Annotated in this window: 8 protein-coding genes; 7 read left to right on the forward strand and 1 reads right to left on the reverse strand. The window is 46.7% G+C overall.

Annotated elements, in window-relative coordinates; all coding sequences use genetic code 11:
- Positions 1-2738: DNA primase (gene dnaG / locus ABLA33_RS08885; protein WP_347720025.1), on the reverse strand; the 2738-nt coding region annotated here is incomplete at its 3' end.
- A gap of 1317 nt (positions 2739-4055) precedes the next feature.
- Here dnaG and ABLA33_RS08890 point away from each other — a divergent pair.
- The 7 genes from ABLA33_RS08890 (at position 4056) to ABLA33_RS08920 (ending at position 14039) form a co-directional block, all read left to right on the forward strand.
- The gene (locus ABLA33_RS08890; RefSeq protein WP_347720026.1) at positions 4056-6653 is read left to right on the forward strand and encodes a retropepsin-like aspartic protease; all 2598 of its coding nucleotides are present in this window, start codon (positions 4056-4058) and stop codon (positions 6651-6653) included.
- 94 nt (positions 6654-6747) lie between these two features.
- A complete protein-coding gene (locus tag ABLA33_RS08895; protein ID WP_347720027.1) occupies positions 6748-8142 on the forward strand; it encodes a S8 family serine peptidase in 1395 nt (464 codons plus the stop codon).
- A 76-nt stretch (positions 8143-8218) separates the two neighbouring features.
- A complete protein-coding gene (gene xseA / locus ABLA33_RS08900) occupies positions 8219-9505 on the forward strand; it encodes an exodeoxyribonuclease VII large subunit (protein WP_347720028.1) in 1287 nt (428 codons plus the stop codon).
- Positions 9506-9532: 27 nt separating this feature from the next.
- Positions 9533-9730, forward strand: coding sequence for an exodeoxyribonuclease VII small subunit (gene xseB / locus ABLA33_RS08905; protein ID WP_009347436.1), 198 nt, complete (start codon positions 9533-9535; stop codon positions 9728-9730).
- On the forward strand, positions 9717-10505 hold the full coding sequence (gene trmB, locus ABLA33_RS08910; RefSeq protein WP_347720029.1) for a tRNA (guanosine(46)-N7)-methyltransferase TrmB: 789 nt from the start codon (positions 9717-9719) through the stop codon (positions 10503-10505). Before xseB ends, trmB begins: the two co-directional genes overlap by 14 nt.
- Positions 10506-10530: 25 nt before the next feature.
- Positions 10531-11634, forward strand: a complete 1104-nt coding sequence (locus ABLA33_RS08915) for an Mrp/NBP35 family ATP-binding protein (RefSeq protein ID WP_347720030.1) — start codon at positions 10531-10533, stop codon at positions 11632-11634.
- A gap of 632 nt (positions 11635-12266) precedes the next feature.
- Positions 12267-14039, forward strand: a complete 1773-nt coding sequence (locus ABLA33_RS08920) for an oxaloacetate decarboxylase (protein ID WP_347720031.1) — start codon at positions 12267-12269, stop codon at positions 14037-14039.
- Positions 14040-14132: the final 93 nt, after the last annotated feature.

Consider the following 14132-nt stretch of genomic DNA (forward strand, 5'->3'; position numbering starts at 1 on the left):
AACTCGACGGCGCGCCAGAACTGTGCCATCTCGTTGCCCGTGCCCGAGAGCGTGTTTTGATTGATAAGGCCCGCGAGGCATATATTCTCCATCTCTTCGTAAGTGAAGGGGAGCGGCAAACGCCCGTCGAGCACGCGCACCATGGCCAATAGGCGTCCCCAGGTTTCTTTGATGCGGGTTTCCACTCGCGTGCCCGAGATGCGGGCGTTGATGTCGCGCAGCGTCTTGTCGTAGGCCTCTTTGTAGGATGTCTCCACAATGCGGCGGTGTTTGAGGACCTCGAGGGTCATTCCCGTCAAGCCCATCTTCTGTATCTCCTGGAGTTCGGCAAAGCGGCGCATCTCTTCGGGCGAGAACACGCCTTTTTGAAAGGAAAGGAAGATGCAACGTTGGAAGAGGGCGATGTCGGCCGTGGGCATTTCCTGCCCGGAGATAATCACGCCAGAGCGGACGGGCGTCTCGGTCTTCTCCGTGAAGTTCGCGCCGCTCATCTTCGAGCGTCCCGTCCCGTCGTAGAGATTCTTGAGTAAGGCAATTTTGTTAGGATGTAGCGAATTTTTATATTCGTCCAAATGGACCAACGCGTTGCACGAGTAACCAATTTCTTCCGACAGAGCGGCCACGGTGGAGATGTTAAGGTCGAGCATCTTATTCTCCATGATGAAAAACGTGGTCAACGCTTGTCCGAAATAGGTCTTGCCCGAGCCTTTCTGGCCGAAGAGGTCGAGGATGGGAAACTTATCTGTGAGGCGTTTCACCACGTCGCGGAAACACGACGTAAGCCAATAAGCCAGCCCCACTTTGCCGTTGTCGCCATACACCTCCACAAACTTTTGCAAATACTCCTTCATCGGCATCGTCTGCGTCTGAGTGTGCACAAAGCGGCGCTCCCTTTCGTAAGCCGAACCGTTCTGCAATTTCTTCGACGCCGCGGGAATATACCAGGTGCCAGCAGCCTGTCCCAAATCCACGAAACCCTCTTTGTCGGCCTCGTAGAATTCGCCATCCGTCCAAAGGCCGTTGCCAAAGGCATAGAAACCATTATCGCTCCAGCCCATTTGCCGCACGCGGCGAGCAGAGCGCGTGTTGTCGTAAAGATAAGATTTCAGGCGAATCAGTTCTGGGTCCTTCGCCTTCCAAACGAAGTTGCCACAGCTCTCCAGCTTCTGCCGAAACTTCTGCAACGACACCATTTCCTCAATCGTCATCTCCACAACCTGTTCCTGCCCAAACATATTCTTCACCTTATAGATGCGGCGCGGACTGTCGTCGTCCATCACATGAAAAAGCGGCTGCATCGTGAAATTGCTCCACTGATAGTCCCCCTTCTCCGTACGGCTGTAATACCCCTCGCGGTTCGTGTAAATATCGTATTGCGCCAAATCGCGCGTCCCGTCCTCCTGCTTGCGCTGAAGGTTGCGCAGGTTGCGCTTCCCCTCCACCGCCATCTGCCAAATCTTAACGCTGGCCTTATGAATCTTGTTGAGTTCCGGCAAAAGCATCTTCACCGTCAAATCGTCCTTGATGAAACTCACCACCTCGGCCACTTCCTGCACCGCCTCCTTCTGCTTCTGCAAATTGTCAGCAGCATCAAAACGCTTCTCAGCCATCCAGAGCACAAAGTCCCGCTCCTCAAGCTCCGCCATACGCTGGCGCGAAGTGAAGAAATCGCCCGGGTCCTGCTTCGTCCCATCAGCCCCAAACGGCAACTCACGCACGCTCACCGTCATCCCCTGCCGAATAGCTTCCAAACCATTCTTCATCACATAAGTAATCCCCGCGCCCCAGTCCTCGCCACGCTTCGGCACATCCTGGTCAGGAATAAAACAAATGTTCTTCGTCACCTTCTGCAACAAGCGCAGCTGCTCTCGCGTCCACACACCGCCCAGCGGTGCAACAGCATTAAAGATCCCCACACTCTGCATCTTCAGCGCATCCGCCGCACCTTCCACAGCATACACCACCTGCTCCTTCCACGCCGTCTTCCACGCCACATCCAAACCATACAACTCCTCCCGCTTCCTATACACCAACGACTCCGGAGAATTCACATACTTCGCCGTATCCTTATCATCCCCCAGCGTCCTGCAAGTGAAGCCAGTCACATTCCCCAACCTGTCACGAATCGGCAGCACCAAGCGATTCCGGAAAGCATCATAATAATTCCCCGTCTTCTCGCTCACACGAATCAAACCCAGCTCCTGCAAAAAGCCAAAGTTCTCTCCACGCCGCCGCGCCCAGCTCACCAGCGTATCCCAAGCATCAGGAGCCACACCCACAAGCGCATCTCTCACAGCCTCCGCACCCCAGCGAGCCACCGCCAAGCTCCGCGCACCAGGCTCACCCTCCAGCAGCGAAACATAAAAGTCCGCCACCCTCCGGTTCAACGCCCACAGCGCCTCCCGCTTCCTGCGCTCCTGCTGCGCCTCAGGCTCCTCCATCTCCTCCTCAAGCATCACACCAGCCCTCTGAGCCAGCCGCCTGCAAGCCTCCGGAAAACTCAAGCCCTCCTGCTTCATCACAAACGAAATCGCATTGCCGCCCTCCTGGCACGCACCAAAGCAATGCCACGACTGCCGAACCTCCGAAACATGAAAGCTCGGCGTCCGCTCATTATGAAAAGGACAGCAACAAACCCAGTCACGGCCAGCCCTCTTCAGCTCCAGCCCATAACTCTCAACCAGACCAACAATGTCAGTCCTCTCTAAAATCGTCTCAATCGTACTTTGTGGAATCATACCTTCCTCCTTTTATTTTTATTGTTATAAACTTCTTTCAGTAACATCTCAAAGCAACACCGGTACTGCGGCTCATAAACAGCCCACACCAGCACACGCCCGCTTTTCTGTCTTTCCAATCGCAAATCGATAGGCAGCTCATCACGCTCCCACACCTCAATCAATCGGTCAATCAACAACCTGTTCAAGCGAAACACCGAAGTCATAGTAGTCAACATCATTTTTCTATTTTAGTTTTCGGTTAATTTTTCAACAACAGCAAACATACATCCACAACTCCCACCCTCAAAAGACCTTTTCCACCCTCTCATTCATGCAAAAAACATCGTCCCCCCGCCTTTAGTTACTAAAAATAAAACCCCAAACGCCCTCATCCTCACATACATACAATAAAACTCCTTCTAATGTCTGAAAAGTCTTCTTTCCTCTCTTTTCAAATACTAAAAGCTCCCCCTCCTCCGTTTAGGAGAAAAACGAGAGAGATGTGTTTTCCTTTCACAGAATAGAAAAGTATTAACCTAAAATAAATCGCCCAAAAAGTCGCACGTCGCCTCTTTCCGACAAAACGCGGCAGAAGCTTTGAAGAAAAGTGGACGCCGCGTTTTTTGTTTTACTTTTTGAGTTCTTTCTTTTAGCTGGAAGAGTTTCTTTGATAAGGCGAATTGCTTCTAATATGTTAGCTTTGCACTCCTTTATGGTATCGCCCGCTCCAAAGATACCATCACAATTGCTGGAGTAAGCTCCGAAACTATCCCTGCGCGCACATATTGTGATAATTAACGTTTTCATTTATTTTTAGACGATAATGCGTTGCAAGATTTCTGCTTTTTAACAAAAGCAGAAATCTATGTCCGTTATATCTTTATCCTCTTGCGGTCTCCTCCTCACCAGAAAAAACAACATATATAGGGAGGGAGAGACTCTTCCTATATTCCACATTCCTCCATTCCCTCTCTGCTACAATAAGCGCGTTGGCTGACGCAATAAGGCTATCGGCTCACATCCTTATTGAATCTCCATACGCAATAAGGATATTTATGCTCACCACACTTCTTCTCCAGAAAATGTTTGGGACAAGCTCAAGGAGAAGTCATAATGAAGTTACGGCTCTTATTCAGAAGGTGTATGCTTTTGTTTTCTGTATAAGTTGATTTTGTCGAGTGGTAGCTGTTTCGAAATATTGTTTTGGGTGGACTGTTTTGGGGCGAGTTTACTTTCAGTTGGGAAGAATAGAGAGCTGTAAATTTGTAAAAGTCAGCTATTTTTCGGATATTTGCGGACGAAGTGTTATATTATTAAAGCTCTCGGAGCAGTTTTATGATGAAACGTATTCTCAAGATTCTCTTTCTGTTTATAAGCATAGCGGCAAGTTGTCAAGCGGCATTGCCTGATTCTATTGTGAATCGCTGTGCAATGTTAGCAGCACGTGGAGAAGTGAGGCAGTTGCGCCCTCTCTATCGTCAACATAAGGCAGAACTCCCTACCTATGTGCGCCTTTTCTGCGATTTAGCTATTGCTCGCGCTGAAGGTAATAACAACCGCACGAATCAGTGTGTGGATTCACTTGTTAATAATTTTCCAAAACAAGTAGGATCGGTAGGGCGCTTATCCTTGACCGAACTGAAAGCAGAGAATCTTCTCAACGATGGACTTTATGAAGAGTTACAGGCGTATGCCGATCAGCAAATTCGCTATCTTAAACGTCATAATTTTAGAGCCGCACGCATCGATGTGTTTCGCGACTATGCGCAAAAGGCCGTTCGCTATGGAAGTAGCGGATCGAGTGGACGCATCTTAGGATTGGCCGAGCGCAGAAGCGATTTTGAGTTGCTAAAAACTTATCGCTCCGAACCATCGCTCACGGCCTTTGCTCGACTCACCGCGCGAGCAGAACTGGCGCGTGCATTCAATCGTCCCGATGTGGCGTGTGCGTCGGCCGATAGTTTGCTGCGTTTTTATGCTGATTCGCTGAATGCTGAAGTGCAAACCACTTATGCTACAACTTGCATAGAAAATTATATCTCTCAAGGGCTTTGGGAGAAACTTGCTGATTTCTGCGAATTTGCCACAACGCTACCCCAGTTGCGCGCTATTCCTTTGGAGACTTTCGCGAGTATCGCTCGCGAATTACGCAATGAACAACCTTTTGTTCTTGAGCAACCCTCAACGCCAACATCCGTCCCCACTACGCGCGACTGGCCTTTGCTTCTGCCTGCATCTATCAACGGAGGAAGTAATGTGTATTTTCACCTCAACACTGGACAGCATCGGACCATTATCACCGAAGCCGATGCTCGACAATTTGGAGCGCGCGTGCTCAATGTGACATTAAGCGTGAACACCATGTTTGGGAAAGTGGATGTTCGGCCAGCTTTCCTGCGCGAACTTCGTGTGGGGACTGTTTGCTTCCGGAATCTTTTGGTCTATGTATTTCCAGCAGCGGCAATGACTGCAGATATAAAGCCCGAAATCTGTCGCATTCTGGGCAATCGTGAGTTGATGCGCTTGGGCGAGATATGTATCTATCCAGAAAAGATTGTGTTTGCTCCTTCTCGGATGGATTTTCGTAAGAGCCAACCCAATTTGCGTCTTAATGATAATTACAGACTCCAGCTTCAGGCTGAATACGAGGGTGCAACTTGCGGTTTGAGTTTGGAAAGCGGTTCGCCGGGAAATGTGTTGTCAGCAGTGGTATTTCCTCCTGAAGAAACCGATACGCTCGATTTTCACCTTACGCTCAATGGTGAGTGCGCCCTTGTGCCAGCAGTAGAACTCAGTGAGGTAAAAGATGGTAACTCTTGCGGCATTTTAGGTTTGCCTTTCCTGCGTGCTTTTTCCCTTGTACGCTTCGACTTCGGCGGGATGAAACTCACGATTGAAGGAAAGCAACAGTACAACCAAAGATACTTGGCCGACTATACCGCAGATGGAGATCTTTTCGGATTGGAACGTAATGCCCCCGCCTTGAAGGTTGTAGCTGATGATTCTGTGACGTCTGATTTTCTCCGATTTTTGGTGGATAAAGGAAAGAATGTTCCCATTTCTGTCATTTCGTTAGCACGTCGTCTTGAGCCAGCATTGTTCGGAAGTAGGACAGAAGAAGAACTGCTCATGGTAGAAACCGAAAAAGTGCGCGCTTTAGGGGTTATAGGGCATTATGCGGAAGCCTCCGCAGATTGCCGTAAGTTGCTCGATAATAACGCCTTTTCGGGTTCTGCCCGATTGAAGATACAGCGCTATGAGCAGTTGCTCCGCGCTGCTATTCCATTTGGTGTTCCACAATATCTCTCCACGGTCGATTCCCTTACAGTGCCTTTCAATCAAACGGATAAAACAGTGAGTGTACAAGTAGGGGCGAAGCCTTATGCTGCCTGCATTGATATCACACAGCCAATAACAACCATATCGATGAAAGCCGTTCAGAAATTAGGCGCTCATATCTTTTTCCACGATGCTCATGACACCTACGCTATATTGCCTGAATTAAGCATCGGTACGGCGCGCTTCCGTAATATATTCTGTAAGGTAGTTGAAGGTAAAGATATTAAAATTGTGTTAGGTTTCAATCTCTTCCGTTTGGTTCCGCAACTCACATTAACGCAAAACCAACTTATCTTGAGCAAACGGCAAACGAGAAATGGTATTCCTTTGCGTTTCGATAAATACCTCTGTGCACAAGGTGAAACCAATGCAGGCTATGTGACATTGCGATTAAAAATGAATGGGCAGAACTCGCTTCTGTATCTGAAAGATACTCCTGTGAGTGTGGCAGGAGCGAAGATTCAAGCCTCCGATGCAGTGCCTGGCGACTACAACGAACAAGAAAATCCCTATCAAGGCGAAATCTCTATCGACTATCTCATCAACCGACAAGGACGCGTTACATTCGACTGGGAAAAGATGAAAATGGAGTAGGGGAGATGCGACAATGGATTATAGAACCCATAAGTTGTCCTCTCATAGAAAAAAGAAAAAGAGTATCTTTGCAGAAGAAATAAAAATAGCAATAATGAGAACATTGAATATCTTGTGGTTTGTCACTTTGTGTTTCCTTTTTAGCACTCCAGTTGCTGCACAGCATCAATCAAAAAAGCAGGCGGTACCTAAAACTTTCCGCTTCCGCGTGACGCTTACGGATAAGAAAAATAATACATATTCGCTCAAGCGCCCCCAGGAATTTCTCTCAGCAAAAGCTCTTGAGCGTCGGCGGCGTTATAAGATAAAGGTGGACCACTATGATCTTCCTGTTTCGCCCAACTATCTCCAAGTGTTGCGCCAAGAAGGACTGAAAATCCACAATGTGTCAAAATGGAACAACACAGTGGTGGTAGAAACTACTGATACGCTGAAAATGGCCGCCATTCGGATGCTTCCTTTTGTCAAAGCAACGCGTCTTGTCTGGATTGGTCCAGACTCAATCGATGTTTCCTCCAATGAAGAACGTTATGAACTTATAAAAAATATCGAGACAGATACGCTCGACAATTTTTATGGTTACGCACAAGAACAAGTGGAGATGCTCAACACGCAGAAGCTTCATCAAGCAGGATTTCGTGGAGAAGGTATGACGATAGCTTTACTTGATGGCGGTTTTCTCAATACCGATATTATACCAGGTCTTCGTAGTGCAAAGATTCTTGGTACACGCAACTTTGCTGAGCCAGGCAAGTCTGTTTACGACTGGCAATCTCATGGAACTATGGTTCTTTCATGTATTGCTACTAATCAGCCCCATTTCCTTGTTGGTACTGCTCCTGAAGCCAGTTTTTATTTGCTTCAGAGTGAAGACTCTAAGACGGAACAACAGGTAGAAGAGGACAATTATGCGGCAGCTCTTGAATATGCTGATAGTTTGGGTGTTGATGTGGTGACAGCTTCTTTGGGTTACTATAATTTCGACTATCCCGAGATGAATCATACTTATGCCGATCTGAATGGTCGCACAGCTGTTAATAGTATTGCAGCATCATTGGCAGCTTCTCGTGGTTTGCTCGTTCTCAATTCTGCGGGAAATGAAGGTAACGGCCGATGGAAGAAAATCAACTTCCCCTCTGATGCTACTGACATCTTGACGGTTGGCGCAGTAGCTGCAGATAGTATCAATACAAATTTCTCTTCTTTGGGTTATACTGCTGATGGGCGCGTGAAACCTGATGCGATGGCGATGGGGCGTGATTGTGCACTTTTCTATCCCAGCGGAAATGTAGATACGGCAAACGGAACAAGTTTCTCTTGTCCTATTCTTGCTGGTGCTGTCACTTGTCTCTGGCAAGCTCATCGCGATAAAAAACCGCTTGAGATAATGAAAGCCGTTCGTGAAGCAGGCAACTATTACAAACACCCTAACGAGGTTTTCGGTTACGGTATTCCCGATATGTGGAAAGCTAATCAAGTTCTTAAATAATTTATTTTGTTTAATGTGCTATTATGCATTAGCACATTAGCACATTAGCACATTAGCACATTAGCACATTAGCAATATGACTTCCATTTCCCTTTCCGAACTTAACGCCCTTGTGAGGGATACCCTTCGCTACCAGATGCCAGATAGCTATTGGGTTGTGGCTGAAATCGCCAGTGTTAGTGTGAGGGGAAATGGGCATTGTTATCTGGAGTTTGTGGAGCGCGATCCCCACGACGGCTTAGTTGCAAAAGCTTCGGCTCATATTTGGCGTAACACCTTTGCACTGCTTCGCTCCCACTTTGAGCGTGCCACGGGGCAAACTTTAGCAGCTGGAATGAAGGTGCTTGTTGAGGTAGAGGTAGACTTTCATGAAGTATATGGTTATAGTCTGAATATTCTTGATATTGACCCAACCTATACAATGGGAGATATGGCACGTCGTCGCCAAGAAATTTTAGAACAGTTGCGAGAAGATGGCGTGTTGGAAATGAACAAAGCACTCGTGCTCCCACGCCCGCTGAGTCGTATCGCTGTTATTTCGAGCGAGACAGCAGCTGGATATGGCGACTTCTGCAACCAAATGAATCAAAAGCCCTATAAGTTTACGCTAAAACTCTTCCCGGCTATCATGCAGGGAAATACTGTTGAGAATAGCGTGATTGCAGCTTTGGAGCAGATAGCTGCCGAAGAGGAAAAATGGGATGCTGTAGCAATTATTCGCGGTGGAGGTGCAGTGAGCGACCTTAACGGTTTCGACTCCTACTTGCTGGCTGCTAATGTGGCACAATTTCCTCTTCCCATCCTTACAGGTATCGGCCATGAGCGTGATGATACGGTTATTGACTTTGTTGCGCATACCCGATTGAAGACACCGACCGCTGTCGCGGCTTTTCTCCTTGATGCGCGTGAAAAAGAAATCCGAGAGGTGGAAGCATTGGAAGAGACTTTGCAGCGTGCTGCTACTCTTTTACTGCGTGATCGCAAAGAACATTTCCAACAATTGGCCCATCGTTTCCAGTTGGCTTCCGAGCAGTTTTCCAATTTGCGCCGCGAACGCTTGCTTCGTCTGATGGGGCGACTCGAATTACTCACGCAACAACGTTTGCAGAATGAGCAGCATCGTCTCGAACTCATTCCCGAACGTATTACTGCAGCGATAGAACATCGCTTGGATCGAGAAGGTCGAACCTTGAAAATGTTGGAGCAAAATGTGCGACTGGCCAGTCCGGAACGCATTTTGAAATTAGGTTTCAGTATAACAACGCTCAACGGGAAAGTCGTAAGGAAAGCATCCCAACTGAAACCTGGCGACCGCTTACAAACGCAGTTTGAGGATGGAGCAGTAAGCAGCATTGTTGAATAAAAAAGAAAGCTATACGACATAAGAAATATGGCAAAAGAACAAACTTACGAAACGGCATTGGCTCGATTGGAAGAAATAGTGGAAAGTTTCGAGCAGAATACGCTCGAACTGGATGAGCTGAGTGTCCGCCTCAAAGAGGCACAAAAACTTCTTAAGTTCTGCAAAGACAAACTTGTCAAAACTGATGCAGATGTAAAAAAGATACTTGCAGATGGGAAAGAATAAACTGGCGAAATTCGCCGATATGGAACGTTTTGAGAATGTGTTTCAATGTCCAGAACGCGAACTCTGTAATGGAGTGTCGATGACCAATCCTATTTTCGATTTGAAACCGGGACATTGGCACGATACGTATTTCAAGAACAGCAACCCCATCGTTCTAGAATTGGGGTGTGGACGTGGAGAATACACGGTGGGGCTGGCGCGACTTTTTCCCGATAAAAACTTCATTGGTGTGGACATCAAAGGTTCGCGGATGTGGACTGGCGCAAAGGATGCGTTGGAGAATAATTTGAGGAATGTGGCATTCTTGCGTACAGGGATAGAATTTATTGATCGTTTCTTTGAGGCTGGTGAAGTGAGCGAAATCTGGCTGACATTCTCAGACCCTCAAATGAAGAAGCCCACAAAGCGTCTCACTTCTACTTACTTCCTGGAGCGCTATCGCCGTATCTTGAAAGATAGCGGCATTGTTCATGTGAAGACGGATAGCAACTTCCTCTTTACCTATACGAAGTATATGATTGCTGCTAATAATCTCCCCGTGGACTATCGCACAGAAGATCTTTATCAAACAGAACTCAGCGAGGAGGACAAAGCAATTTTAGGTATTCAGACTTATTACGAGCAGCAATGGCTCAGTCGTGGTATCACGATTAAATACCTCAAATTTCATCTTCCGCAAGCAGGTGAACTTCAAGAGCCAGATGTAGAAATCGAACTGGACTCTTACCGCTCCTACAATCGTAACAAGCGTTCCGAACTTACGACCGCAAAATAATATTTTAGAACATAACAATTAGAACATGACATTATATCCCAAAATGATTACCGATGCTTTGGAAAAAGTTCACTATCCAGGCAATGGTAAAAACCTCGTTGAGGCTAATATGGTGGAGGACGATATCCGCATCAACGGAATGAACGTCTCCTTCTCCCTTATTTTTGAAAAGAGTACAGATCCCTTTATTAAATCCGTTGTAAAGTCGGCTGAATCAACCATTCATGCGTTTGTCAATAAGGATGTAAATGTGGCTATCAGTGTGAAGAGTTTGCAAGCAGCACGCCCCGAACCTGGTAAGATGCTACCAGGCGTGAAGAATGTCATCGCGGTGAGCAGCGGTAAAGGTGGAGTGGGCAAGAGCACAGTGGCAGCCAATTTGGCCGTGGCTCTGGCGCAGATGGGCTATAAGGTGGGACTTCTCGATGCTGATATTTTTGGACCGAGTGTACCGAAGATGTTTCATGTAGAAGGCGCGCAGATTTTTATGGAGAAGAAAGATGGACGCGAACTCATCATTCCTGCCGAGAAATATGGCGTAAAACTTCTCTCTATCGGTTTCTTTGTCAATCCAGATACTGCAACGCTTTGGCGAGGAGGTATGGCTTCCAACGCTCTTAAGCAACTTATAGCTGATGCCGATTGGGGCGATCTCGACTATTTTGTGCTGGACACGCCGCCGGGCACAAGTGACATTCACTTAACGCTACTTCAATCTTTGGCCATCACGGGAGCCGTAATCGTTTCCACACCGCAGAATGTGGCTCTAGCAGATGCGCGCAAGGGTATTGATATGTATCAAAACGATAAAGTGAATGTTCCTATCTTAGGACTTGTGGAAAATATGGCCTGGTTTACACCTGCCGAACTTCCTGAAAATCGCTACTATATTTTTGGTAAAGAAGGTGTGAAACGTTTGGCAGAAGAGATGAACGTTCCACTACTCGGCCAAATCCCCATTGTGCAGAGCATTTGCAATAGTGGAGATGAAGGCGAACCTGTAGCCGTTCATGCTGATAGCCTCACAGGCATAGCTTTCCGCAATCTTGCTGAAGCTGTGGTGCGCGAAACAGAACGCCGCAATGCAGAGTTGAAACCTACAGAAATTGTGAAGATAACAACGAAATAAAGCTCCATAGTAGTTTAAATTTCTATGTAAACACAAACCCTCCACACTGAGTGCAGGAGGTTTGTGTTTTTATAAGCGTTTGTCCAAGAAGTGATGATCTGAATATTTTTTATGGTAGATGCGCTCACAGACCCTTCCCTATTCCTTGCATATAAAATCTTAAAAAATTTCCTTATTGCGTTTGAGAATACAATAAGGAAATGAGCTGAGAGGCTTATTGTGTCAGCTGATACGCTTATTGTGGTTGGGGATATGATAAGTAATACGAAAACCAACTCCTCCTTACATATTGCTTTTTGTTGTCACGTCGTCACGCTTCTTAGTTAACGTATAGAAATAGTATCTGTTATAGGCGTGACAATGGTATAAAAACAGCGTGACAATGAAATTTTGTTGGCATACTGTATAATATTTTGGTTATCAGAGTGCTCTCTCCTTTGTGACGACGTGACAACAAAAAATGAGTTTTTTAGGTAGGAGTAAAATAGGATGAGAAGAAAGAAAGGAGGTCATTGTATATTCCAGTTTTCAATATAGCAAAAGTAAAGGGCAGAGAACGCGAAAAACGAGTGTACAATCTTGATTGCTAAAATAAATTGTTAAATTCGCGTCCAAATAATAGATTGTAATATATGACAGCAAAACGTAAAATTCAGTTCAGCCTTGTCTATCGTGACATGTTCCAGTCTTACGGTAAATTTCAGCCGCGCAAGGATCAGCTGGAACGCATTGCACCTGTCATCATCAAGATGGGGTGTTTTGCTCGTGTAGAAACCAATGGTGGTGCTTTTGAGCAAGTGAACCTTCTCTACGGCGAGAATCCCAACGACGCAGTACGCGCATTTACAAAGCCTTTCAATGAAGTCGGCATTAAAACGCACATGCTCGACCGCGGTCTCAACGCTCTCCGTATGTTTCCCTGTCCTGACGATCTCCGTCAGTTGCAGTACAAGGTGAAGCACGCACAAGGTGTTGACATTACACGCATATTCTGCGGCTTGAACGATGTTCGCAATATCATCCCTAGTATCAAATGGGCTCTTGAAGCAGGTATGACCCCGCAGGCAACGCTCTGTATCACTAATTCTCCGATTCATACGGTAGAATACTACAGCGGCATTGCAGACCAACTCATTGAAGCTGGTGCTCCTGAAATCTGCTTGAAAGATATGGCAGGTATTGGTCAGCCAGCATTGCTCGGAAAGTTGACCAATGTTATCAAGACCAAGCACCCAGATATTATCATCGAGTATCATAGCCATTCCGGTCCAGGTCTGAATATGGCCAGCATTTTGGAGGTTTGTAAGAATGGTGCCGATATTATTGATGTGGCCATGGAACCTCTGTCATGGGGTAAAGGTCATGCCGATGTTATCTCCGTGCAGAGTATGCTGAAGAATTATGGTTTCGATGTTCCCGAAATCAATATGCAAGCTTACATGGAAGCACGCGCTTTGACGCAAGAGTTTGTTGACGACTTCTTGGGCTATTTCATGAATCCTCAAAACCACTTCATGAGTTCATTGCTCTTAGGTTGTGGTCTGCCGGGCGGTATGATGGGCTCAATGATGGCTGACCTCAAGGGCGCGATGCAAGCTATCAATAACAATCGCGAAAAGAACGGCGAGCCAGCTTACACCGAGGACGAACTGCTCATCAAGCTCTTTGATGAAGTGGGCTATGTATGGCCTCGCGTAGGTTATCCTCCTTTGGTAACACCTTTCAGCCAGTATGTGAAAAACATTGCCTTGATGAACCTCCTTACGGAATCAATGGGCAAACCACGTTTCTCCATGATGGATGAAAATATGTGGGGTATGATTCTTGGAAAGTCTGGTAAGTTGCCCGGAGAGGTTGCTCCCGAGATTATTGCGCTTGCAAAAGAGCAGAATCGTGAGTTCTATACAGGCAACCCGCACGAACTCTATCCGAATTGTCTCGATAAGTTCCGCAAGGAAATGGAAGAGAATGGATGGGAACTCGGATCTGATGATGAAGAGCTCTACGAGTTTGCCATGCATGAGACACAGTATCGCGCTTACAAGGACGGTTCAGCTAAGAAGCAATTCCTCGCCGATTTGCAAGCAGCCAAGGATAAGGCTATGAGCAAGGGTGTTTCTCCTGAAGAGGCTTTGGCATTGAAGCACGCTAACGCAGATGCCGTTGTGGCTCCAGAAGCAGGTATCGTTCTGTGGGAAATCAATGGCGATGGCGAAAACGTTCAGAGCATTGAGCCTTATATTGGTAAACAATACAAGGAAGGCGACTTCTTCTGCTACATTGAAAACAACCACGGTCAGATTCTTGAAATCCCCGCAGCTCTCGGCGGTAAGTTAGTAGAGATTGCTGCTAAGCAAGGCGGTCATGTAGCCAAAGGCGATGTATTAGCATACATTCAGCGATAAGATAGTATTAGGCTTTTGCCTTATAAAAAATAACGAGACACAAACTACAGCGAAAATTCGCAATGAGTTTGTGTCTCGTTGTTTTTTGTCTTA

Source organism: uncultured Alloprevotella sp., assembly GCF_963536905.1.
Classification (GTDB): Bacteria; Bacteroidota; Bacteroidia; order Bacteroidales; family Bacteroidaceae; genus Alloprevotella.

Bases quoted from the DNA above. Each gene is read 5' to 3' on its own strand.
- ABLA33_RS08890 (WP_347720026.1), top strand. From the start codon at position 4,056: ATGATGAAACGTATTCTCAAGATTCTCTTTCTGTTTATAAGCATAGCG.
- ABLA33_RS08895 (WP_347720027.1), top strand. From the start codon at position 6,748: ATGAGAACATTGAATATCTTGTGGTTTGTCACTTTGTGTTTCCTTTTT.
- xseA (WP_347720028.1), top strand. From the start codon at position 8,219: ATGACTTCCATTTCCCTTTCCGAACTTAACGCCCTTGTGAGGGATACC.
- xseB (WP_009347436.1), top strand. From the start codon at position 9,533: ATGGCAAAAGAACAAACTTACGAAACGGCATTGGCTCGATTGGAAGAA.
- trmB (WP_347720029.1), top strand. From the start codon at position 9,717: ATGGGAAAGAATAAACTGGCGAAATTCGCCGATATGGAACGTTTTGAG.
- ABLA33_RS08915 (WP_347720030.1), top strand. From the start codon at position 10,531: ATGACATTATATCCCAAAATGATTACCGATGCTTTGGAAAAAGTTCAC.
- ABLA33_RS08920 (WP_347720031.1), top strand. From the start codon at position 12,267: ATGACAGCAAAACGTAAAATTCAGTTCAGCCTTGTCTATCGTGACATG.